Consider the following 21,825-nt stretch of genomic DNA (forward strand, 5'->3'; position numbering starts at 1 on the left):
GCTGCGGCTGAGCCTGCGAGTCACCCGGGCGATGAGTTTGTGTTCCATTAGCTTCGTCCTCGACGAGCAGTTTTGCAACAAAAAAATACGGAGAAACTGCTGGTACTTTGACCGGGTTTTCCCAGTGGTGTGTTCGCTCCCAGCCTCACGACTTCTGTGCGCGTCCGGAGAAAACACGGCGAACCTAGTGCAGTATGGACAAATGTTTCTCCGTCATCCGTTCCTGAGCGTCGCAACTCTGGCCTACCTCGGCGTCGTGATGTGGGTGACCCTCGGCCCCCAGCCGCTCAACAGCTCCAACAGCAATCTGCTGTGGCGTTTCCTCGGATTCTTCTCGCGTCATGACGCGACGGACTGGATCACGTACTCCCGCGTGGAATTCGCCGGCAACATCCTGATGTTTATGCCCGTTGGCCTGTTCTTCCTTCTGCTTCTCGGCCGCCGCCAGTGGTGGCTTGCCGTGCTGTTCGGCGTTGCCCTGACGCTCGCCATCGAGGGCACTCAGACGTTCCTGCCTTCACGCGTGCCGGATGTTCGCGACCTCGTCGCCAACTCCACGGGTGGGCTGCTGGGTGTTCTCGGTGGCCTCGTTCTGACCTATGGCAAAGCGCGTCGGATCAAGCAGGACGCCGCGCGCTCGACCGCTCCCACGCGGCCGATGCCGACCTACAACGGCTAGTTACCGGATGCAGGACGTGGCGCTGTAGCTGGTGCCCGTCGTGGGCTTGGCGGTCGACGCCTTCGCTTGCGTGGTGACCTTCGTGCCGTCGGTCCCGAGCACGACGGTCACGTTGGTGACGTTTGTCGACACCTCAACCTGAGCTCCGCGCAGGTGCGCCGCGAGCGCCTTGGCTTGTGACTCCTGGCCCGGACGGTACTGGATGGTGGTGCGTGTGCGTCCGTCCGTCGAGGCGGGCGCGAGAGTCGTGAAGCCGAGGGCGTCCAGGGCCTCGGAGGCGGCGCCGGCTGCTCCGTTGGTGGAACTGCCGTTGAGCACCGAAACTGTCACCGAGCTCGGCGTCGCTGCCTTCGCCGCGGTGTAGGCGGAAGGTTTTCCGATCAGGTTGGCGATGAACGTCTTCATGGCGGCGGTGTCCACCTTGACGACGGACAGGCTCGTGCCGTTCACGTCGATCGTCGGCGTTCCCGAGATGGGGATCGTCGCCGAACTGATCTTGTTGGCGCCGAGGTTCTTCAGCTTCGAGGCAAGGTCGATGAAGTTCAGGTCGGGATCCGTCTCGATGGACGAACTGACGGCATCCAGCACGTCCTGGAGCTTCGTCGGGTTCAGCAGGGTGCCGGCGGACAGGATCTTGCGCGCCTCCACCGACAGGAAGTACTGCTGGCGAACCTGACGGTCCAGATCGCCGCCCGGCAGCCCGTGCCGCTGGCGTACGAAGGCGAGCGCCTGCTTGGCACTGAGGGTGGAGACACCCGCCGGGAGATCGATGGTCGAGTACGGGTCATCCACCGCGTTCGTCAGGCAGACCTGCACCGGGCCGAGTGCCTTCACGACGTTGTAGAAGCCGAGCAACGAGACGCGCACATAGTGATCGATGGTGAGACCGGTCATGTTCTGGATGACCCGGATCAGCAGGCGTGCCCCGTCGACCGTGGCCCCTGCATCGCTTCCGAGAGTGAAGGCGGCGTTGAGCTTGTTCTTTCCGAAGCCAGGGATGTCGACCCACGAGTCGCGCGGGAACGAAATCAGTGTCGCCTTACTGCCATCGGCGGGGATGTGCAGCACGATCATCGTGTCGGTGTTCGTGCCGCCACCGTCGAGGGTGGTTCCGATGCGGGCGAGTTCCTGCGCGGTCGCTCCGGCGGGGCGGTGGTCGTCGCCGACCAGCAGGATGTTCTGGGCATCACCATCGATGTCCGTCTTCGTGGGAACCAGAGCGTTAACGTGCGTCACGCCCGTCGTGAACCGGTGGTAGTTGTACGCGACGTATCCACCGGCGGTGACGAGAACGACGACCACGACGAGCGTGATCCATCGCAACGCCGTGGCTATCCGCTTACGCGGGCGCCGCACGGGCTGGATGGGCAGTGGCGCCGGCAGCGGATTCTGGGGGAATGGGTCGCTCGGCCGATTAATCACACCGAAGCATAAGCAACGCTTCCTGAGCGGTAGCGCTGATCGTCGGCGTGTAGTGAAACACGCCGTGAGTTCATGGGGTCGGGGGCTGGTGAGGAGGGGCGGATGCCTCGCGCACCCGGTTCACGATCTCGAGCCATGCACCGGTGAGGCTCTGCTCCGGAACAACCGCCCGCCGATGCGACCACTGAATGCGGTACACGTATCGATCCGGTTGCGGCGGAGTTCGCGGGCGTTCATCCCAGGGAACCGACCTGTACAGCTCGTCCCAGGAGTCGCGGTCGGAGCCGTCATCGACGGTAACCACCCACGTGCGGCTGAGCCCCGCGATTCCGCCGGTGCGGGTAACGGTGATCTTCATGGGCTATTTCCGGTCTTCCACCAGACAATGATGCGCTCGGGGACGCCCATGTGATCACCCGGCTCGCGAGACCCGGGATGCGGAAACCGTGATGCCGACTCCGTCCCATCCCTCGATCACGGCAGAATGTTCGTCGGAATCGTCGCCGTAACGCGCGGCGGCGGCCTTCGCCGTGACCTCCGCGAACGCGGCAAAGTCCGCGGTCGCCGTGAGCGAACCGCCGGTAAGGGCGTCGTACCAAATCTGCCCGGCGCGCTCCCAGGCGTTGCCGCCGATCGCGTCGGCCACGAGGTAAAACGCATGATTGGGGATTCCCGAGTTGAGGTGCACGCCGCCATTGTCATCGTCGGTGTCGACGTAGCCGTCCATGTGCGCAGGCTGTGGGTCTTTGCCCAGCACGTCGTCGTCGTATGCCGTGCCCGGCGCTTTCAGTGAGCGGAGCGCATCGCCCTGTACCTGGTCGGTGAAGATGCCGGCACCGATGAGCCAGGTTGCCTCGGTCACGCTCTGCTTCTTGGCATACTGCTCGACGAGCACTCCAAAGACATCGGACACCGACTCGTTGAGCGCTCCCGATTGACCCTGATACTCGAGATTGGCCGAATACTGGGTGACACCGTGGGTCAATTCGTGTCCGATGACACTGACGGAACGGGTCATCCGAGTGAATACGACCTCGTCGCCGTCGCCGAACACCATGCGCTCGCCGTCCCAGAACGCGTTGTCGTAGTCGTCGCCATAGTGCACCGTCGCGTTCAGTGGAAGATTGTTGTCGTCGATCGAGGCTCGCTCGTACACGGCCCGGTACAGCTCGTGCGTGTCGCCGAGCCCGTCGTACGCCTCGTTGACCGCGGGGTCCTCGGCCGCGGGATCACCCTCCCTGCGCACAACGGACCCGGGCAGGGTCTGGGTGTTTTTCGCATCCGAAATGGTGCGCTCCGGGTCGCCCAGTGGGCGGGCAGTGAGCGACGAGGGCCGGCGCGCGGTGGTCGGTGGCGGACTCTCACCGGTGCGGATGCCCCGGAACGGGGCGTCCAGTTCGAGCGAGGCACGCGCGGCCGCAGCCGCCGTCGCGAATCGCTCGTCTTCGAGGCTTGCCAGCCTCTCCAGCAGATACGGGGGAATGATTGAGCACCTCATTCCTCGATGCTTACACGCACCTCCGACAGCTGGAAAGGGTTGTGGATGAGTTTTCGTCGCGATGGAGCGGCCGGAAGGAGCGCGACGGCACCGGACGGGGGATTGTCGGATGTCGGCGGCTCGCGGTACACCGAAGAGATGACAGATCAGCTGACAACGTGGGTCGAGAACTACCGAGCGGCCTGGGAATCGAACGACCCGGCCGACATCGGCGCCCTCTTTACGGACGATGCCGAGTACTACACCGAACCCTTCAACCCACCGTGGCGGGGCCGGGACGAAATAGTGGCGACCTGGATCGGGAAAAAAGATGATCCAGGGGCAGCCACCTTCCGGTGGTCACCCATCTCCCTGACCGATGACGGTGTGGGGGTCCTCCAGGCCGTCACCGAGTACCGAGAATCTCACCGGCTGTACTACAACCTGTGGGTGGTGAAGTTGACGACGGACGGCAGGGCCACCCATTTCACCGAGTGGTACATGATGCCGGAGGGTCAAGCCGGAGGCTAGCTTTCGTCGATGTCGGTGTCGTCGGTGCCGCCGGGACGGTACTTGGCGTCCTCACGCACATCGATGCGTGTGACACCGTCCGGCTTTTCGGTGATGTCGATGCGAGGCGCAGCGTCTGACTCGTCGGCCTTCGGTGCGGTCGTCAGTTGGTCGTGACGCTTCTCTTCATCGCTCATGCCTTCGACGTTCATTGCATTCCCCTTCAGATGTGGTGGTAGTGACCATACCCGGGCGTGACGGCGACCCGACAGGGTTTCGCTCGGCGTGCAAACGCGGTAAGTGCGCGTGTGGTCGAGGGCACGGTGGCCGTAACAGTTCGTCTCGGTGGATCAACCCGATGCGCGGGAGCGATTGGGCGGGCACAGTAGGGACATGACAATTCCAGTGGTACGACTCAACGACGAGCACCTTCTTCCCGCGATCGGGCTGGGAACCTACGGCCTACGGGGTACGGCGGGCGTGGCATCCATTCTGTCCGGCATTGACGCCGGGTACCGGCTGCTCGACACGGCTCTGAACTATGAAAACGAGCGCGAGGTGGGAGAGGCGGTTCGTGGGTCGGGCATCGACCGCGCTGAGTTCGTGATCACCACCAAACTGCCGGGCCGCTTTCACGGGCTGGAAGACACCGTGGCGGGGTTTGATGAATCGCTCGGAAACCTCGGGCTGGACTACGTCGATCTCTACCTCATCCACTGGCCGCTGCCCAAGGTCAACAAGTACGTCGATTCGTGGCGCGCGATGATCGACCTGCGCGAGAGCGGGCTGGTGCGGGCGATCGGCGTGAGCAACTTCACCATTGATCAGCTGACCCGTCTCGAGGGGGAGACCGGCGTTCTTCCGGTCGTCAACCAGGTCGAGCTGCACCCGTATTTTCCGCAGGCGGAGCTGCGCGCGTTCCACTCGGAGAAGGGGATCCAGACGGAGAGCTGGAGTCCGCTCGCGGCCAGAAACGCCCTCGTCACCGACGCGACGGTGGGTGCGATCGCTCGCGAGCATGGTGTGACTCCCGCGCAAGTGGTGCTGCGGTGGCACGTGCAGCTGGGGTCGGTGCCGATTCCCAAGTCCTCGAATGCGGATCGTCAGCGCGAGAATGCCGACATCTTTGACTTTGCGCTGAGCGACGAGGAGATCGCCCGGATTTCCGGGCTTGAGTCGGGACGGCTGTGGGCCGGCGACCCCGACGAGCACGAGGAGTTTTAGTCAGGGCTCCCTAGTCCGCGATGCAACTGCCGGAGGACACGCTCGCCCGCAGCGATGCTGCCTCATCGGCGACCGGGGCGAGTTCGTCCATGGCGATGGCGTAGCCGACGTTCCCAACGGTCGCGTTCTTGGCGAAAACGACCCCCGCTACGTCCCCGGACGTATCGAGCAAGGGTCCGCCGGAGTCGCCGGGTTGAATGTCTGCCGCGAGGGAGTAGATATGGCGGGGAACCGGATTCTGACCGTAGATGTCGGCGACCGGCGAAGACGCGAGGGAGATCACGCGCGCGGGCGTCGACACGAACGGCCCGCCAAGCGGATAGCCGTTTGTGACCCCGACGCTACCGACCGGCAGCGAGTCGACCAGGTCGAGCGAGGGAGCGCTGAGCCCCGTGACCGCAATGACGGCGAGGTCGCCGATCGGGTCGAAGTACACGATGGTGCCCTGTAGTGCCTCCCCGCCCGGAACCTCGACCACCGGCTTATCGACGCCGGCAACCACGTGGGCATTGGTTACCACGCGGTTCTTGGCCACAACGAAACCGCTTCCTGACTGGCTCTGCCCGCAGGCGTAGGCGTTGCCGGTGATCCGCAGCACCGATGCTGCCGCACGAGTGAGCTCGGGAGTCGCGGCGCTCGCCTCGGGCAGCTCGGGCGACGTAGTCGGTCCTCCGAGGGCTCCGACGACGGCCGGAATTCCCTGTTCCGTGGCGATCGTGCGCAGCTGCGCGAGAGCTGCCTTCGCCGGGGTGGGAGTGAGCCCGTCGATGGTGCGAAGGACAGTGGATGACGCGATGAGGGGTGACAGGAACGGCACGCCCAGTGATCCGATACTGACGGCGATGGCCGAAATGACGAGTGCCGCGACGACGAGGCTCACGACGGCGCCCAGCAGTCGGTCGAGAAGACTGAGCCCCACGCGCCTGACTCCCCGCCGGAGGAGCGACCCCACCGTGACGCCTGCGGAGTGACCGGCGATGATCAGCACGATGGCCACGACGATCGAGGCGAGGGTGCGACCGGTCGGATCGGGAATCCAGGTGCTGAGGAGCGGAATCACCACGAGGGCGATGGCACCGCCGGCGACGATTCCGACAATGCCGCTGAGGGCGTGCACAAAGCCATTGCGGTATCCGTAGGCCAGGTAACTCAGGAGCACGACCACGAGAACCACGTCGAGAATCAGGGGTCCTGACATGGTGGTGCTCCTTTCGTCAGTCGAGAGTAGCCGGTGGATCCGATTCGTCGCCGTCGACGGCGCGATCTCTCAGGCATGCTGGGGGGATGGATATTCCACTGTCGGAAAGTCTGCACAGCGAGCGGTTCGGATCCGGTCGCCCGCTCGTGCTTGTTCATGGTCTTGGTTCGAGCTGGCTGAACTGGACACCCGTCCTAACGGCGCTGGCGGCCGAGCGGGAGGTGATCGCGATCGACCTCCCCGGACACGGCAGGTCGCCGGCGCTCGCCGGAGAGGTGACGGTCGACACGGTGACGGACGCGGTCCAGGCGTTCCTCTCCGAGAACGACCTGACGACCGCCGATCTCGTCGGCAGCTCTCTCGGCGCTCGCATCGTGCTGGAACTAGCCCGGCGGGGGATCGGACGGCACGTGGTGGCGCTGGACCCCGGTGGGTTCTGGACCTCGGCAGAGCGCTTCGCGTTCGCGGTGTCCATCGGCGCATCGGTGCGCCTCGTGCGGGCGATCCAGCGGTGGTTGCCCGCCCTCACGAGGTCTCGCGTCGGCCGTCTCGCGCTGTTCTTCCAGTTCAGCGCGCACCCGACACGACTTGATCCCGCCCTGCTGCTGGCGGAGCTGCGCAGCTTCGCCCTGTCTCCGGGACTCGACCCCACGTTTCGCGCGCTGACTCACGGGCCGAACCAGGTAGGGGCATGGGTAACGCCGGGACGCGTGTCCATCGGCTGGGGTCACCATGACCGGGTGACAGTGCGGGCGCAGGCGGCGCGGGCCCGGGACAAGTTCCACGGTTCGCGGCTGCACTGGTTCGAGCGCAGCGGCCACTACCCGCACTGGGATCAGCCGCAGGCGGCCGCCACCTTCATCCTCGAGTCGACGGGAGATGCGGCTCCGATGCCATGACCGGCGCCGGCCCGTGTGCACCGGGTCGCGACGCGGGACGGTCGCACGCTCCCGCGGGCTGCTACTTCGTGGCGGCCGACTCCGCCTTCGCGCGGGCGCGGCGACGGTCGCGGGCCTCATCAGCAGCGGTTGCTTCGTCCGGTGTCGGGGCCGTCCCGCCGAGGTGGCGCGGCTGCCACCACTGACCGGTTCCACTGACGGGGTACTCCGCCTGGAGCTGGTCGACGAGGGCCTGGAGGGTTGCCCGAAGCTGCGTGGTGACCGCGCGCGGGTCATCCGCTTCCGTCACCATCAGGGGAGTGCCGAACGCGAAGCTGACGGGAACGCCGAAGCGTTCACGGAATCCGACCTTGTGGTTCTTGGTCATCAGGCGCTGGCCGCCCCACACGGCGACGGGGATGACGGGTACGCCCGCCTCCGCTGCAAGTCGCACGGCGCCCGTCTTGAGGTCGCGCACCGTGAACGAGGCACTGACTCCCGCTTCCGGGAACACGCCGATCATCTCGCCGTTCTTCAGGGCCTCGATCGCCTTGATATAGGCGCCGCCGCCGGCTTGCATGTCCACCGGAATGTGGCGCATCCCGCGCAGCATGGAGCCAACGACGGGCTTACCGAAGATCGATTTTTTGACCATGAAGCGGATGCGCCGGCGGTTGTACATCCACGTCGCCCATTCCACGAGCGCGAACTCGAGGTACCCGAAATGTGTCATCGCGAGCACGGCACCGCCGGTGGTGGGGATGTTCTCGAGCCCCCGCGTCATCCGCTTCAGGCGCAACGCCCCGAAGACGCCGCGCCCGAAGGCGATGGCGGTGCTGTACATGGGTTCGCTGGAGCGGCGCGTCATGCCCTCATCGTAGAAGCGAAGCCTGTGCGTACAGCGAGGGTTGACTATCGCCAGAGGCGCTCGGAAGCGATGGCCGCTCCCTGCGCGAGTGTCTCCAGCTTTGCCCACGCAATGTGCGGGTGGATGCGTCCGCCGAGACCGCAGTCGGTCGAGGCGATGACGTTTTCCCTGCCGACGACAGACGCGAACCGCTCGATCCTCTCGGCGACGAGTTCGGGGTGCTCGACAACGTTGGTCGCGTGACCGACGATGCCCGGAAGAATCAGCTTGCCCTCCGGCAGCGTGACGTCTTCCCAGACGCGCCACTCGTGCTCGTGCCGGGCGTTGGCTGCCTCGAACGAGTACGCGCCCGCGTTGATCTCGAGCATGACGTCGACGATGTTCTTGAGCTCGATATCGGTGGTGTGCGGCCCGTGCCAGCTGCCCCAGCACAGGTGGAAGCGGATCTGGTCCTCCGGCAGGTCCCGCAGTGCGTAGTTGAGAGCCTCGACGCGGATGCGGGTGAAGGCCTGGTAGTCGGCGACGCTCGGCTCCGGGTTGATCTGGTCCCAGTTCTCGGCGATCGACGGATCGTCAATCTGCAGGATGAGGCCAGCGTCGATGATCGCGCGGTACTCCTCGCGCAGCACGTCTGCCCAGGCCCAGATGTGCTCCTCCTCCGTGGCGTAGTACTCGTTGGCGATGCGCGAGGCGCTGCCGGGGGAGACCGAGGTGATAAAACCTTCGGAGACAGCGGATGCCCCGAGCCCGGCTTTCAGGCTCGCGATGTCACTGGCGATCGCTGCCTGTCCCGTGTACGCGAGTGGCCCGGTGGTGGTGGGGAACGCCGTGGCGCCGCTGCCGGTGGAGATGCCGCTCGTGGGGTCGGTGTACGCGTCCCGGAAGATGGTCCAGTCGCGCCGATCGGGGAAGGTGGTGAGCTTTACGTTGCCGGGGCTCGACCGCACCGGCTCCGCGGTGAAGATGTCTTCGCCGGTGAGCGAGAGTCCGGACGCACGCTGGAACGAATACGACCACCACGCGCCGTAGTCGACCGCGCTCGTCATGGCCTTGCCGAACTCGCCGTCGCCGGGAATGCTGATTCCCGCCTTCGTCTGGCGATCGACGAGGTCAATCACTGCCGCTTCAAGCAGGCCGTCGAATTCGGGAGTGCGCTGCAGCGTGAAGCCGTCCTCGCTCAGCACGCGGGCATCGTTGGCCGCGATGAGCTCGGGGGTGCGGGGCAGGCTGCCTGCGTGGCTGGTCTGAATGCGGTCGGAACTGTTGAGCACGATGGCCTCGTTTCGTCATGGGTGATCTCGGGATGTGCGTGAGCGGTGCCCTGACAGGCGCGAGGCTTCGCGTGGCCGCTTCGCATCCACCCTGCCATTGGTCGCCACTTCGTCGGAATCACGTGACGATATGTGTCGGATTCGACCGGCCAGCAAGTCCAAAGCTTGCCTGCGGGCTACTCTCGGCCCGGTCTTTGGCTTCTCATAGGAAGCGGTTGTTCTCTAGTCACATAGCTCAACCGACCCTCGCTCAGGAGAACCAGATGGACCAGTCACACGAACCCCTCGCAATCGAAAGCTCGACACCGCCGGTGTCCGTCGCTCCCGAGGCGCCCACCAAACAGGGCACCGGATTCCGCCGCCGTCACGCGGCGATGCTCATCGGAGGGGCGTGTGTTCTTGCGCTGTCCTTCGGAGCCGGCGGAATCGCCCTTGGCACAGTGATTAGCGCAGGTCGCGTCATCGCCAGTTCCAGCACCACCACGACTCTTCCCCAGACCGGCACGACCAACGGCTCCGGCACCACCACCGATGGTGGAACCGGCACGACCGACGGCGGCACGGGCGGCTACCTTCCGACCTCGCCCTTCGGCGGGTCCAATGGCAGCACGGGCGGTTCCTCCAGCGGATCGACAGGCGCCACGCAGTCCTCCGCGACAGCGGCGACTGACGCCCAGAAGGTTGGCGTCGTCACCATCGTCTCCGAGCTGAACTACAGCAGCTCGTCCGAGGCGGCCGGCACGGGAGTCATCCTCTCCTCCGGCGGCAAGATCCTCACCAACAACCACGTGATCGACGGGGCGACCAGTATCAAGGTCACCGTGGAGACGACGGGTATGACCTACACCGCCAAGGTGGTCGGGACCGACTCCACCGACGACATCGCCCTGCTGCAACTGGAGAACGCGTCCGGTCTGCAGACCGCCACGACCGACACCGCGTCGACCGTTGCGGTCAACGACGCCGCCACCTCGATCGGTAACGCCGAAGGCACAGGCAACCTGGTCTCCGCCGCCGGAACCGTCACCGCCGTCAACCAGAACATCACGGTTGGCAGCGAGTACAGCGACGCGACCGAAAGCCTCAGCGGTCTCATCGAGGTCAACGCCGACGTCGTTTCGGGTGACTCGGGTGGACCGCTCGTCGACAAGGACGGCGAAGTAATCGGTATCGTGACCGCCGCATCGTCCGGATCCGCGGACGTCACCGGCTACGCGATCCCGATCTCGACCGCGCTGAGCATTGTCAGCCAGATCGAATCCGGCGTCGAGACCAGCACCGTGCAGATCGGACTCCCCGCCTTCCTCGGCGTCGAGCTCGCCACCACCGACACGACCACGACCACCTCCGGCGTTGCCATCAGTGGCGTCATCGACGGAACCGCCGCGGCAAACGCCGGTCTCGCCGCCGGTGACACCATCACCGCGGTCGACGGAACGACCGTCGCGACTGCGACGGCGCTCTCCAGTGCAATCTCCGCCCACAACCCGGGTGACTCCGTCAAGGTCACCTACACGACCGCTGCAGGCGCGTCGAAGACCGTCACGGTCACGCTGACCGAGGGTCCCGCCGCATAACCGATGGCCCCCAGGGCCACACCGCGAGTTCGAGCTATAAAGGCCCCATGTCCCCACCCCGGGACATGGGGCCTTTTCGCAGTTTCCGAGACCTCCTCGTGAAATCATGGGGTATGGCTCCCATGATCGACATTGACGCTGGCACGCTCACCGCCTACCGCGCAGACCCTCCCGCCGGCACCGAGATCAAAGGTGGCCTCATCGTCATCCATGAGATTTGGGGACTCGTCGCCAACATCACCGACATCGCCGATCGCTTCGCCGTCGAGGGGTACGTGGTCATCGCGCCCGACATCCTCAGCCATGCTGGCGTCACCCCCGCCGTGGGCGCCGAGCTGCAGGCCATCGTCTTCCATCCCGACGAGAAAGTACGCACGGACGCGCAGCCTGTGCTGCGGGAGAAGCTCGCCGCCGCCCACGACCCCGCCTATGGCGCCTGGGCCGTCGAGTCCCTGACGAAGTACGTCGACTACCTCGCCGCGCAGCCAGGAGTCGACGGACGCATTGCCGTCACGGGCTTCTGTTTCGGCGGCAGCTACGCGTTTGCTCTCGCCTCCGCAGACGACCGGGTCCTGGCATCCGTTCCCTTTTATGGATATCCGCCCGCCGACACCGAGATTGCGAGCATCGGATGCCCCGTGCTGGCGTTCTACGGAGACGAAGACACCCGGCTCATGGAGAGCCTGCCGGAGCTCACCGCGACAATGGACGCGGCCGGGGTCGACTTCACTCCCAAGGTGTACGCCGGGGTGGGACACGCGTTCTTCAACGACACCAACAGCATCACCTACCGCGAAGACGCGGCGCAGGATGCCTGGGGAATGACCCTCTGGTTCCTGCAGGAGAACCTCGCGGGGCGATCGCTTTCACGCTGACACCGGCGCGAGTCCTTAACTCTGCTAGAATTTCAAGGTTGCCGTCTAACGGCCGCGGATAAAGAGAGCTCGTTCATACCGAACAAGGGCACCGCGCAATGAGGAGAAAGGGGATCACTTCTATGGCTCTTGAAGCCGAAATCAAGAAGTCGATCATCGACGAATACGCTACCCACCCAGGTGACACGGGATCCCCCGAGGTCCAGGTTGCGATGCTCACGCGTCGCATTAAAGACCTGACCGAGCACCTCAAGGAGCACAAGCACGACCACCACTCGCGTCGTGGACTGCTTCTGCTGGTTGGACAGCGTCGTCGCCTGCTGGGTTACCTGCAGGATGTCGACATCAACCGCTACCGCGCGTTGATCGAGCGCCTCGGCCTCCGTCGCTAATCTTCTTCTTCGAAACAGACCGTCACCTTCGGGTGGCGGTCTGTTTTGGTTTAATGGAGTCACGATGAGTTTCAGCCAGGACGCCCGCACACTGTTCACCTTTCGAGACAGTCCGGTCCGCTGGCCCATCGCCCTGCAGGCCGCCATTGCCATCGGGCTTCCCACCCTCGGGTTTGCCCTCGTCGGTCGAGCCGACCTGGGTTTGCTCGCCAGCAGCGGCGGATTCCTCGCCCTCTACCTGTCCGCGCGCAGTCGCCGGGAGCGGGCGCTGTTGCTTCCCATCATCGGCGCAGGACTCGTGCTCTCGGCCGCCATCGGTGTTCTCGCCTCGGGCACGCTGGTCGGCAGCCTGGCCGCCCTGTTCTTGGTCACCGCGGCCGCGAGTGTGCTCAGCCTCGGATTCGGCGTCGGACCTCCCGGTGTGCTGTTCTTCGTTCTCGTCACCGGTGTCTCGAGTCGGCTCGCCGCACCGGCGAGCCTCGGCGGTGCGGCCCTGCCGGGTGGCCTGATCCTCGGCATGTTCGCGATCGGCACCGCGCTTGCCTATCTCGTTGTGCTCGCGCCCCTGCTCCTGCCCGGTGTGCGGAAACGGGATGCCACGCTGCACGGTAACCGCGTCGTGCTGCGCTTCGACCTCGACCCGATCACCCGGGTGATTATCCTGCGGATCCTGATCGCGTCGGCCGTTGCCGTGGTGATCGCCGCCCCTCTCGGGATTCACCGGGTGTACTGGGTGCTTGTTTCGGTGGTGGCGATCCTGCAAAACGGTCACACGATCCGGTTGACGGCGATGCGGGGCATCCACCGCGTCCTCGGCACGCTCGTCGGTGTGGGGGTGTTCGCGCTCGTGTTGCTGTGGAATCCCACCGGTATTCTCGTGGCACTGCTGATCATGGCGCTGCAGTTCGTCACCGAGATCGTGGTAATCCGCAACTACGGGCTCGCGCTCATCTTCATCACCCCGCTGGCGCTCACCATCGCGGCACAGGGACGTTCCGAGCCGGTCGGATCCGTGGTGGTCGACCGCGTGACCGACACGCTTATCGGAGCCGGCATTGCTCTCGTGGTTCTCTTGATCGCGCACGGCGTGCAGCGCCGACGCGGCCGCAGGGGAGAGACCCCCGCCGAGGTGGTCTGACCCGGGTTACGCCTTCGCGCTCTTGTCGGCGCGCGGCAGGGTCAGCAGCGTCGAGACGCTGACGACGATCAGGATGATCGCGCCGATGGTGACGAACGCCGTGATGGCGAGCCCCGGAAGCGCGAAGGTGACGAAGCCACCAATGACCGAGATGATTCCGCTGATGACGTGCAGCCAGCGCTGGGTGCCGCCGCGCTGGATGCCCGCCATGATGTCGACGATGCCCTCGGCGATCCAGCCGAAGCCGATGACAAAGGCCAGAATCACCAGTGATTGCCCCGGCTGGGCGATGCAGATGACGCCGGCGGCGACGACGAGCAGACCCAGCAGTCCGGTGAGCCAGCGAAGCCCGGTGCTCAGCTTGTCGGCGACGAACGCCGCCGTGATGCGGAAGATGCCCGACGTGATCAGGTAGATGCCGAACAGGATGGCGACGGTGACGAGGGTCGCGCCCGGCCAGAACAGCGCGATGATGCCGAGGATGAGACCGACGATCGCGACGGCGATGAGTTCTCCGCGGTGAATCTTCAACACCCCGATGGGCAGTCCGGGAAGAAGAGTGGGGGTTCCGCTCGGTGGAGTAGTCATGGGTCTCCTCGTTAGTGTTGGAACAACCGTAGCGAAGGATCCGTCAGTGATGAAGATTTTTGGCCGCTCAACTAATGAGGGCGGCTATGCAAAAAGTGATGCCGGATCCGGTGATCTCAAGCAGTACAAGTTCGATCTGCTGCCCGCCAACAAGAACGTGACGATGCAGCTGGCGGGGTCTGATCCCTTTCAGGACGAACTGCAAAAGTGGGCGGATTTCGACGAGCTGCAGGCGTTCATCTCGCCGCGGACGCTTGAGGAGGAGCGAACGGATGCCCCGGTCGCCGTGCGTTTCTTCGTGGACAGCCGCATGACGGGCATTGTGGGCTACGTTCCCCGCGGCCTCGAGGCACCCGCGCTGGAGGCACTCGTGCGGCTGGGTAACGCCGGACGCTCAACGCGTATCCCCGCGCAGATCACCCGAACGCGCAACGGACTGCGTGTCACGCTGCTCATGGGACTGACCCGCTAGTCAACCTCCTGGCCGATGCTGTGACGATGCGAGTGCGCCGACGTAGTCTCGATTCATGACCGATACCGACAGCCCCACGACGTACACCGCCACCCTCATCGGCAGCGACGGCACCGCGACCGTCGAGCTCGACTTCATCAGCGGACTCCCGCAAAAAAGCTTCGTCCGTTCACTCGATGACGACGGCGAAGAGATGGTGTGGGAACTCGTCGAGGACGCCCCCGACTACCAGTACCGCCAGGCCGGGATCCCCGGGGCCGACTACTCCTGACGTGCGCCGCTCCTTTTCGAAGCGACTTCCAGAGGCACCCGACCGGTTCTTTGAAGCCGAGGCGGCCGGCCTGGAATGGCTGTCCGTGGCCGGCGGGACCCGTGTGGTGCGGGTGCTCTCCGTCGCCCCGGGCGCGATCGACCTCGAGCGTGTGGACGAAGTGAGGCCGACCGCAGGGGTTGCCCGTCGCTTCGGGGCATCCCTCGCCCGTACTCATGCCGCCGGAGCCGCGGCGTTTGGCGCACCGCCCGACGGCTGGGACGGACCCCTGTTCATCGGCAGCCGCGCCATGGCAGTCGCGCGCGACGACTCCTGGGGATCGTTCTACGCACGCGACCGGGTGCTGCCGTTCCTCGCCGTGGCCGAGGGCGTGGGATCGATCGACCGTGCGGGCGCGGACGTCGTCCGTGAAGCCTGCGAGGTGGTCGCCTCGGGATTCTTCGACGACGGGGATGCCCCGTCGCGCATCCACGGTGACCTCTGGACCGGCAACGTCTTGTGGGCAACGAACGGCGTTGTGCTCATCGATCCTGCGGCGCACGGCGGCCACCGCGAAACCGATCTCGCCATGCTCGCGCTATTTGGGTGTCCGTATCTGACCGAGGTGATCGACGGTTACCTCGACGCGAGCCCGTTGCGTCCCGGCTGGGAGGCCCGCGTTCCGCTGCACCAGCTGCACCCGCTCGCCGTACACGCGGCCGGCCACGGCCCCTCCTACGGACACGCGCTCCAGGAGGCTGCACGAGAGGTGCTCGACCTCGCGGGTCGGTGACGCGGGATGACTGTGGCACGGGACATCCGCTCAGCAAAGGTTCCCGCATCGTGCAGGTGGGCCATAGAACGCTCATAGCGGGAGCCGCGATCGTTGTCCTTCTCGACGGAAGGACGGAACACGATGAATACGCTCGCACGGGGAAAACGACTCAGCTCGATGATCACCGGAACCTTTGGGCTTCTCGGAATCATTGGCGCCACCGCCCTCGGCCTCCACACGTGGGCCGACATCGAGGCGACCAAGTCAACCGATGTGGCGTCCGCTGAGACGACAACGTCGGTCACCACGCCGTCGGATACGAGCGCTGGCACCTCGACCGATTCTTCGTCGACGGATGCCACGACCGACGACACGACGACCGATTCGGGCGTCTCGTCGTCCACCAGCGACTCGTCCCACGCGACGACGAGCGGGTCGTGACATGGGCACCGGAACGCGGGACTGGCCCCTGTGGAGCACCACCGCCCGCCTCGTGGTGACCGACGCCGCGCAGCTCGATGCGGCCTGCGCGATCGTGCACCGGGTGCTGGCCTCGGTCGATGCGGCTGCCAGTCGCTTCCGTGCGGACTCGGAGCTGCAGCGGATCGCGCCGCGGCTGCACTCGGGGGTGGAGATCAGTGACACGCTCGTCGGTCTCGTGCGCGCGGCACTCGACAGCGCCGCCGCCACCGACGGTGACGTCGATCCCACGCTGGGATACGCGATGGGCGCCGCCGGGTACGACCGTGACTTTCGGCTCATCGAGGATGACGGGGTGCTCGTCCGCGCGATCGAGTCCCGGCGACCCGGGTGGAAGAGCGTGGTGCTCGCGGAGAACCACCTGCGCGTTCCGGCGCACCTGTCGCTCGACCTCGGCTCCACGGCGAAGGCGGTGGCGGCCGACCGCGCCGCCCATGCCGTCGTCGACGAACTCGGCGGTGGCGCCCTGGTGAGCCTCGGCGGCGACATCGCGACGGCGGGCCCCGAGCCCGACGGTGGCTGGCACGTGCTCGCTCAGGATGCAGTCGGGGATCCGGCCTGCATGATTCGTCTGTCGCCCGGCTGGGCCATCGCCACGTCGAGCACCCAGAAGCGCACCTGGTCCAGGGGCGGGGAACCTCAGCACCACATTCTGAATCCGCGAACCGGGCGTCCCGCCGACGCCGTGTGGCGCAGCGTCACCGTCGTCGCGACCACGTGTCTGCGTGCGAACACGCTGGCCACCGCCAGCATCGTGCGCGGGCACACCGCCATGGCCTGGCTCGGCGCCCAGGGCGTGAGCGCCCGCCTCGTCGACTGGCGCGGGCGCATCGTTGCCCTCGGGGACTGGCCCGAATCCTCGACCAGCCCGCTCGCGAAGTCCCGGTGGGCCGCCTGATGGACGAAGCACTCTAGGCGTTGGGGCGGGGAACGGGAGCCACGCACCAGCCTGCACATCGACTGGACCGCCTGCGGCGGCCGCGGGCTGTGCTGTGCGCAGAGATCCTCCCCGAGCTGCTGGGCCGGGACGACTGGGGTTACCCGCTCGCGATTGAGTGCGGGTCGGATGTCCCTGTCCCTGTGCGCGCGTGTCGCGCTGACGCTGCGGCAGAATTGAGAAGCACACACTAATTCGGTCAAGGGAGACTGCATGTCGGCACTACGGGCACTATTCATCGGTGGCAACGGCACCATCAGCGCGGCAAGCAGTCGCCTCGCGGTGGAACAGGGGATCGACCTCACCCTGCTGAACCGTGCGACAAGCTCCCGCCGCCCGCCGATCGAGGGCGTCAGCTCGCTCGTCGGTGATGCGTCCGACCCGGAGTCGTTGCGCGCCGCGGTGGGAACCCGCGAGTTCGATGTTGTCGTCAACTTCCAGTCCTTCACGTCCGGGCAGGCCGCGGCCGACGTCAACCTGTTTACCGGACGCACCGCCCAGTACGTGTACATCAGCTCGGCGTCGGCGTACCAGAAGCCCGTGGGGCGGCTCCCGATCGCGGAGTCCACGCCGCTGCGCAACCCCTTCTGGCAGTACTCCCGCGACAAGATCGCCAGCGAGGACGTGCTCGTGACGGCGTACCGTGATCGCGGGTTCCCGGTGACGATCGTGCGTCCGTCACACACGTACGACGAGACATCCATTCCGCTCGACGGCGGCTGGACGATCATCGACCGCATGCGTCGCGGCGAGCCGGTCGTCGTGCACGGCGACGGAACGTCCCTGTGGACGCTGACCCACACCGCCGACTTCGCGCAGGCGTTCGTCGGGCTGCTTGGGCACCCGAAGGCGGTCGGTGACACCTTCCACATCACCTCCGACGAGGCGCTGCCCTGGGACGAGATCGCGACAACGCTGGGTCGGGCTGCCGGAACCGAGCCGACCATCGTGCACGTGGCATCCGACCGCATCGCGCGCAGCATCCCCGAGTGGGGACCGGGTCTCATCGGAGACAAGGCGCATTCGGTGGTGTTCGATAACGCGAAGGTGAGGTCGCTCGTTCCCGCCTACCGGGCGACGACGCCGTTCTGGGTCGGTGCGCGGCAGATCATTGACTGGTACGACGCCGATGCGTCCCGCCGGGTCGTCGACGCCGAGCTGAACGGCAGGCTCGACGCCCTCATCGCCGAGGCGCGGTAACGGGTGGGCACCGCACCCTTCTAGGCTTGACCGGTGAATACACCCTCCGCAACCGAACTGATCGAATCTCTCCTCGGCTCGGTGCCCGACTTTCCGAGCCCCGGAATCATCTTTCGCGACCTGACTCCGGTGTTCGCCAATGCGGAGGCATTCCGCGCCGTCATTGACGAACTCACGCGCCCGTTCGCGGGGCAGTTCGACATCATCGCCGGCGTGGAGGCGCGCGGATTCCTGCTCGCCGCCGGCGCCGCGTACGCCACGGGCACCGGCACCCTCGCGGTGCGCAAGGCGGGCAAACTGCCCCCGCCCGTGCTCGCCGAGTCCTACAGCCTCGAGTACGGATCGGCGTCGCTCGAGATCCACCCGGTGCCGGCCGTATCGAAGGGGCAGCGCCTGCTCATCGTCGACGACGTTCTCGCCACCGGCGGAACGCTCGCCGCGACCATTCGCCTGGCCGAGCGTGCGGGGTACGACGTCATCGGTATCGCCGTCGTTCTCGAACTCGATGAGCTCGCCGGACGCCAGGCGCTCGGCGACCAGCACGTGCACCGCATCCTCGGGCTGTAACCAGGGTTTCGCGCAGTGCTCTAGCGGGTGCGGTAGAGCCGCGCTTCCCAGGGGCGCAGCACGAGCTCGTCGCTCACGGGATAGTTACTGAGCACGAGGTCGCCCGCGGTCAGCTGGGGCGGAAGCGCCTCGGACAGCGGCTCATCCGACGCGTTGGCGACGACCGTGAGCGTGACACCATCCCGCTGGCGGGTGAAGGCGAAGAGCTGCGGATGATCCGGCTCCAGCAACTCGAAGTCGCCGAGCGCGACGACGGGGTCGCTGTGACGCAGCTCGATCAGGCGCTGGTAGAAGTCGAACACCGACCGGTGGGACTTGCGGTCGGCCAGGACGTTGAGCACCGGGTAGTTCGGGTTGACGGCGATCCACGGGGTGCCCGCCGTGAAACCCGCGTGCTCCGTGTCATCCCACTGCATGGGCGTGCGGGCGTTGTCCCGGCCGCGCGCGTAGACGCCCTCGAGCACACTCGCGGGGGAGCGGTCGAACTCGTCGACGGCCTCACGGTAGTGATTGATCGACTCGATGTCGCGGTAGTCCTCGATCGATCCGAACCGCACGTTCGTCATGCCGATCTCCTCGCCCTGGTACACGTAGGGCGTTCCGCGCTGCAGGTGCAGCACCAGTGCCCAGAGCGTCGCCGACTCGTACCGGAACTCGGCGTCGTTGCCGAACCGCGACACGAGCCGCGGCTGGTCGTGATTGTCGAGGTACAGGCTGTTCCAGCCGGTCGCCGCCAGTCCGTACTGCCACTTCGCGAGATTCTTCTTGAGTGCGGGCAGATCGCGCTCCAGCGGGTCGAATTTGCTCTCGCCCGAGTCCAGCGACACGTGCTCGAACTGGAACACCATGTCGAGTTCCTTCCGTGCGGGGTCGGTGAACAGTGCGGCCTCCTCGACGCTCACCCCGGGCATCTCGCCGACCGTGAGGAAATTGCCCTCGCGGCCGGCGAACACCTCGCGGTGCATCTCGGCCATGAAGTCGTGGATCTGTGGGCCCATCGTGAAGCCGAGCCCCTCGCCCCGCTCGTCGCCGTCGATGAGCTCGATCCGCTTCGCGATGAGGTTGATCACGTCCATGCGGAAGCCGTCGACACCCCGGTCCAGCCACGAGCGCATCATCGCGTAGACCGCCTGGCGCACCTCGGGGTTCTCCCAGTTGAGGTCCGGCTGCTGGGCCGCGAACAGGTGGAGGTAGTACTCGCCCGTCGTGGCATCCATCGTCCATGCCGGTCCGCTGAAGGCGCTGACCCACGCGTTCGGGGGCGTGCCGTTGGCGCCGGGTGTGCGCCACCAGTACCAGTCGCGTTTGGGATTGTCGGTGGATGACGCGGACTCGATGAACCACGGATGCTCATCGCTCGTGTGGTTGACCACGAGGTCCATCACGAGCTTCATGCCGCGGTCGTGCACCTCCGCCAGGAGCGCGTCGAACTGGTCGAGGTCGCCGAACACGGGATCGATGTTCTCGTAGTCGCGGATGTCGTAGCCGTTGTCGTGCTGCGGCGACGGGTAGATGGGGGAGAGCCAGATGACGTCGACTCCCAGCTCCGCCAGGTAGTCGAGGTGGGAGCGGATGCCTCCGATATCGCCGATGCCATCCCCGTTGGAGTCCGCGAAGCTGCGCGGGTAGATCTGGTAGACGACGGCGCTGGTCCACCATGCGGCATCGGAGGCGGGATTCGAGGTAACGGAGGTGTTCTGGAGTTCATCGGTCACGCCACCAGTCAATCGCTAATGACGGCGCCGCGTCGAGGCGCGGGGGCCCCAGGCGGGTTCTTCAGCGGGATGAATCGGTCGGGAATAAGCTGCCGGGTAGTTCAGTTGGATAGAATGTTCATGCAAACGCATGGAACATGCCGCGGGTAATGCCCACGGGCACGCAGGCTACGAAATCAGGAGCTTCAGATGCAGTTCGGTATTTTTACCGTCAGCGACGTCACGACGGACCCCACCAACAACACCACGCCGACCGAGCACGAGCGCATCAAGGCACTCGTTGCAATTGGCAAGAAGGCGGAGGAGGTTGGCCTCGACGTCTTCGCGCTGGGCGAGCACCACAACCCGCCCTTCGTTTCCTCGAGCCCCACGACCACGCTGGCGTACATCGCCGCGCAGACCGAGAAGCTCATCCTCTCGACCAGCACCACGCTGATCACCACGAATGACCCGGTCAAGATCGCCGAGGACTTCGCCATGCTGCAGCACCTCGCCGACGGACGCGTTGACGTCATGATGGGCCGTGGCAACACCGGCCCCGTGTACCCGTGGTTCGGCAAGGACATCCGTGAGGGCATTCCGCTGGCCATTGAGAACTACGCCCTGCTGCACCGCCTGTGGCGCGAGGACTACGTCGACTGGCAGGGCAAGTTCCGCGCGCCGCTGCAGGGCTTCCAGTCCACTCCGCGACCGCTGGATGACGTCCCGCCGTTCGTCTGGCACGGAAGCATCCGCTCTCCCGAAATCGCCGAGCAGGCCGCGTACTACGGAGACGGGTTCTTCGCCAACAACATCTTCTGGCCGAAGGAGCACTACATGCAGCTCATCGCCTACTACCGCCAGCGCTTCGAGCACTACGGTCACGGCTCTGCCGACCAGGCGATCGTCGGACTCGGTGGACAGGCGTTCATGGCCAAGAACTCGCAAGACGCCGTGAAGCAGTTCCGCCCGTACTTCGACAACGCGCCCGTCTACGGACACGGCCCGACGATGGAGGACTTCACCGAGCAGACGCCGCTCACCGTCGGTAGCCCCCAGCAGGTCATTGACCGGTACGCAGCGATGCGCGACTACTACGGCGACTACCAGCGCCAGCTGTTCCTCATGGACCACGCGGGACTGCCGCTGAAGACGGTGCTCGAGCAGCTCGACATCCTCGGCGAGGAGGTCGTGCCGGTGCTCCGCAAGGAGTTCGCCAAGAACCGCCCGGCGCACGTTCCGGATGGCCCGACACACGCAAACCTCGTCGCTCAGCGCGATGCGGCAGCGCTCGTGAAGGCAGCGGATGACGCGACGGCACCCGGAGTGCTCACCAAGTAATCAGTCCGTCAC

At 65.8% G+C, this 21,825-nt stretch carries 25 protein-coding genes; 16 read left to right on the forward strand and 9 right to left on the reverse strand.

The annotated features are described in order from the left end of the window. The first annotated feature begins 202 nt into the window (after positions 1–202). The gene (locus tag HB677_RS02665) at positions 203–679 is read left to right on the forward strand and encodes a VanZ family protein (RefSeq protein WP_213814084.1); all 477 of its coding nucleotides are present in this window, start codon (positions 203–205) and stop codon (positions 677–679) included. Here HB677_RS02665 and HB677_RS02670 read toward each other — a convergent pair whose 3' ends face one another. The 3 genes from HB677_RS02670 to HB677_RS02680 form a co-directional block, all read right to left on the reverse strand. Further along, positions 680–2,101, reverse strand: a complete 1,422-nt coding sequence (locus HB677_RS02670; RefSeq protein ID WP_213814085.1) for an LCP family protein — start codon at positions 2,099–2,101, stop codon at positions 680–682. A gap of 70 nt (positions 2,102–2,171) precedes the next feature. After that, positions 2,172–2,459 carry a protealysin inhibitor emfourin gene (locus tag HB677_RS02675; RefSeq protein ID WP_213814086.1) on the reverse strand — a complete coding sequence of 96 codons (288 nt, stop codon included), beginning with the start codon at positions 2,457–2,459 and terminating at the stop codon, positions 2,172–2,174. Between the two features lie 54 nt (positions 2,460–2,513). Beyond that, positions 2,514–3,599 carry a M4 family metallopeptidase gene (locus tag HB677_RS02680; protein WP_213814087.1) on the reverse strand — a complete coding sequence of 362 codons (1,086 nt, stop codon included), beginning with the start codon at positions 3,597–3,599 and terminating at the stop codon, positions 2,514–2,516. Positions 3,600–3,737: 138 nt separating this feature from the next. On the opposite strand from HB677_RS02680, the gene HB677_RS02685 reads away from it, so the two are divergent. Continuing rightward, positions 3,738–4,109 (forward strand): nuclear transport factor 2 family protein, encoded by a 372-nt coding sequence (locus HB677_RS02685; protein ID WP_213814088.1) that lies wholly within the window; start codon positions 3,738–3,740, stop codon positions 4,107–4,109. Here HB677_RS02685 and HB677_RS02690 read toward each other — a convergent pair. Then, on the reverse strand, positions 4,106–4,300 hold the full coding sequence (locus HB677_RS02690; RefSeq protein WP_255546060.1) for a hypothetical protein: 195 nt from the start codon (positions 4,298–4,300) through the stop codon (positions 4,106–4,108). The two genes, HB677_RS02685 and HB677_RS02690, sit on opposite strands and share 4 nt — an antisense overlap. Positions 4,301–4,481: 181 nt before the next feature. Between HB677_RS02690 and HB677_RS02695 the strand changes: the two genes are divergently transcribed. After that, positions 4,482–5,312: an aldo/keto reductase gene (locus tag HB677_RS02695; RefSeq protein ID WP_213814089.1), complete on the forward strand. Its 831-nt coding sequence runs from the start codon at positions 4,482–4,484 to the stop codon at positions 5,310–5,312. 10 nt (positions 5,313–5,322) lie between these two features. Here HB677_RS02695 and HB677_RS02700 read toward each other — a convergent pair whose 3' ends face one another. Then, on the reverse strand, positions 5,323–6,510 hold the full coding sequence (locus HB677_RS02700; RefSeq protein ID WP_213814090.1) for a MarP family serine protease: 1,188 nt from the start codon (positions 6,508–6,510) through the stop codon (positions 5,323–5,325). A gap of 86 nt (positions 6,511–6,596) precedes the next feature. Between HB677_RS02700 and HB677_RS02705 the strand changes: the two genes are divergently transcribed. Beyond that, positions 6,597–7,409, forward strand: a complete 813-nt coding sequence (locus tag HB677_RS02705; RefSeq protein WP_213814091.1) for an alpha/beta fold hydrolase — start codon at positions 6,597–6,599, stop codon at positions 7,407–7,409. A 61-nt stretch (positions 7,410–7,470) separates the two neighbouring features. On the opposite strand, the gene HB677_RS02710 is transcribed toward HB677_RS02705, so the two are convergent. Continuing rightward, complete coding sequence (locus tag HB677_RS02710) at positions 7,471–8,256, reverse strand: 1-acyl-sn-glycerol-3-phosphate acyltransferase (RefSeq protein ID WP_213814092.1); 786 nt, start codon at positions 8,254–8,256, stop codon at positions 7,471–7,473. A gap of 44 nt (positions 8,257–8,300) precedes the next feature. Next, positions 8,301–9,527, reverse strand: coding sequence for a cobalamin-independent methionine synthase II family protein (locus HB677_RS02715; protein ID WP_213814093.1), 1,227 nt, complete (start codon positions 9,525–9,527; stop codon positions 8,301–8,303). A gap of 263 nt (positions 9,528–9,790) precedes the next feature. On the opposite strand from HB677_RS02715, the gene HB677_RS02720 reads away from it, so the two are divergent. The 4 genes from HB677_RS02720 to HB677_RS02735 all read left to right on the forward strand — a co-directional run bounded on the left by HB677_RS02720 (position 9,791) and on the right by HB677_RS02735 (position 13,509). Further along, positions 9,791–11,104, forward strand: coding sequence for a S1C family serine protease (locus HB677_RS02720; RefSeq protein WP_255546061.1), 1,314 nt, complete (start codon positions 9,791–9,793; stop codon positions 11,102–11,104). 122 nt (positions 11,105–11,226) lie between these two features. Next, positions 11,227–11,979: a dienelactone hydrolase family protein gene (locus HB677_RS02725; protein WP_255546063.1), complete on the forward strand. Its 753-nt coding sequence runs from the start codon at positions 11,227–11,229 to the stop codon at positions 11,977–11,979. Positions 11,980–12,101: 122 nt separating this feature from the next. Beyond that, positions 12,102–12,371, forward strand: a complete 270-nt coding sequence (gene rpsO / locus HB677_RS02730; protein WP_213814095.1) for a 30S ribosomal protein S15 — start codon at positions 12,102–12,104, stop codon at positions 12,369–12,371. A gap of 64 nt (positions 12,372–12,435) precedes the next feature. Further along, positions 12,436–13,509, forward strand: a complete 1,074-nt coding sequence (locus HB677_RS02735; RefSeq protein WP_213814096.1) for an FUSC family protein — start codon at positions 12,436–12,438, stop codon at positions 13,507–13,509. Between the two features lie 6 nt (positions 13,510–13,515). Here HB677_RS02735 and HB677_RS02740 read toward each other — a convergent pair whose 3' ends face one another. Beyond that, complete coding sequence (locus HB677_RS02740; protein ID WP_213814097.1) at positions 13,516–14,097, reverse strand: HdeD family acid-resistance protein; 582 nt, start codon at positions 14,095–14,097, stop codon at positions 13,516–13,518. A gap of 46 nt (positions 14,098–14,143) precedes the next feature. On the opposite strand from HB677_RS02740, the gene HB677_RS02745 reads away from it, so the two are divergent. The 7 genes from HB677_RS02745 (at position 14,144) to HB677_RS02775 (ending at position 18,778) form a co-directional block, all read left to right on the forward strand. Beyond that, positions 14,144–14,569, forward strand: a complete 426-nt coding sequence (locus tag HB677_RS02745; protein WP_213814098.1) for a hypothetical protein — start codon at positions 14,144–14,146, stop codon at positions 14,567–14,569. A 55-nt stretch (positions 14,570–14,624) separates the two neighbouring features. Then, positions 14,625–14,840: a hypothetical protein gene (locus HB677_RS02750; protein ID WP_213814099.1), complete on the forward strand. Its 216-nt coding sequence runs from the start codon at positions 14,625–14,627 to the stop codon at positions 14,838–14,840. Between the two features lies 1 nt (position 14,841). Further along, positions 14,842–15,612 carry a fructosamine kinase family protein gene (locus HB677_RS02755; protein ID WP_307852451.1) on the forward strand — a complete coding sequence of 257 codons (771 nt, stop codon included), beginning with the start codon at positions 14,842–14,844 and terminating at the stop codon, positions 15,610–15,612. 123 nt (positions 15,613–15,735) lie between these two features. Further along, positions 15,736–16,035 carry a hypothetical protein gene (locus HB677_RS02760; RefSeq protein WP_213814101.1) on the forward strand — a complete coding sequence of 100 codons (300 nt, stop codon included), beginning with the start codon at positions 15,736–15,738 and terminating at the stop codon, positions 16,033–16,035. 1 nt (position 16,036) lies between these two features. After that, positions 16,037–16,972: an FAD:protein FMN transferase gene (locus HB677_RS02765; protein WP_213814102.1), complete on the forward strand. Its 936-nt coding sequence runs from the start codon at positions 16,037–16,039 to the stop codon at positions 16,970–16,972. 252 nt (positions 16,973–17,224) lie between these two features. After that, positions 17,225–18,211: an NAD-dependent epimerase/dehydratase family protein gene (locus tag HB677_RS02770; RefSeq protein ID WP_213814103.1), complete on the forward strand. Its 987-nt coding sequence runs from the start codon at positions 17,225–17,227 to the stop codon at positions 18,209–18,211. Positions 18,212–18,244: 33 nt separating this feature from the next. Further along, positions 18,245–18,778: an adenine phosphoribosyltransferase gene (locus tag HB677_RS02775; protein WP_213814104.1), complete on the forward strand. Its 534-nt coding sequence runs from the start codon at positions 18,245–18,247 to the stop codon at positions 18,776–18,778. Positions 18,779–18,798: 20 nt separating this feature from the next. On the opposite strand, the gene HB677_RS02780 is transcribed toward HB677_RS02775, so the two are convergent. Further along, positions 18,799–20,493 carry an alpha-glucosidase gene (locus HB677_RS02780; RefSeq protein ID WP_213814105.1) on the reverse strand — a complete coding sequence of 565 codons (1,695 nt, stop codon included), beginning with the start codon at positions 20,491–20,493 and terminating at the stop codon, positions 18,799–18,801. 189 nt (positions 20,494–20,682) lie between these two features. Between HB677_RS02780 and HB677_RS02785 the strand changes: the two genes are divergently transcribed. Beyond that, positions 20,683–21,813, forward strand: a complete 1,131-nt coding sequence (locus HB677_RS02785) for an LLM class flavin-dependent oxidoreductase (protein ID WP_213814106.1) — start codon at positions 20,683–20,685, stop codon at positions 21,811–21,813. The last annotated feature ends 12 nt before the right edge of the window (positions 21,814–21,825 follow it).

The organism is Glaciihabitans sp. dw_435 (assembly GCF_018449675.1).
Taxonomy (GTDB): domain Bacteria; phylum Actinomycetota; class Actinomycetes; order Actinomycetales; family Microbacteriaceae; genus Glaciihabitans.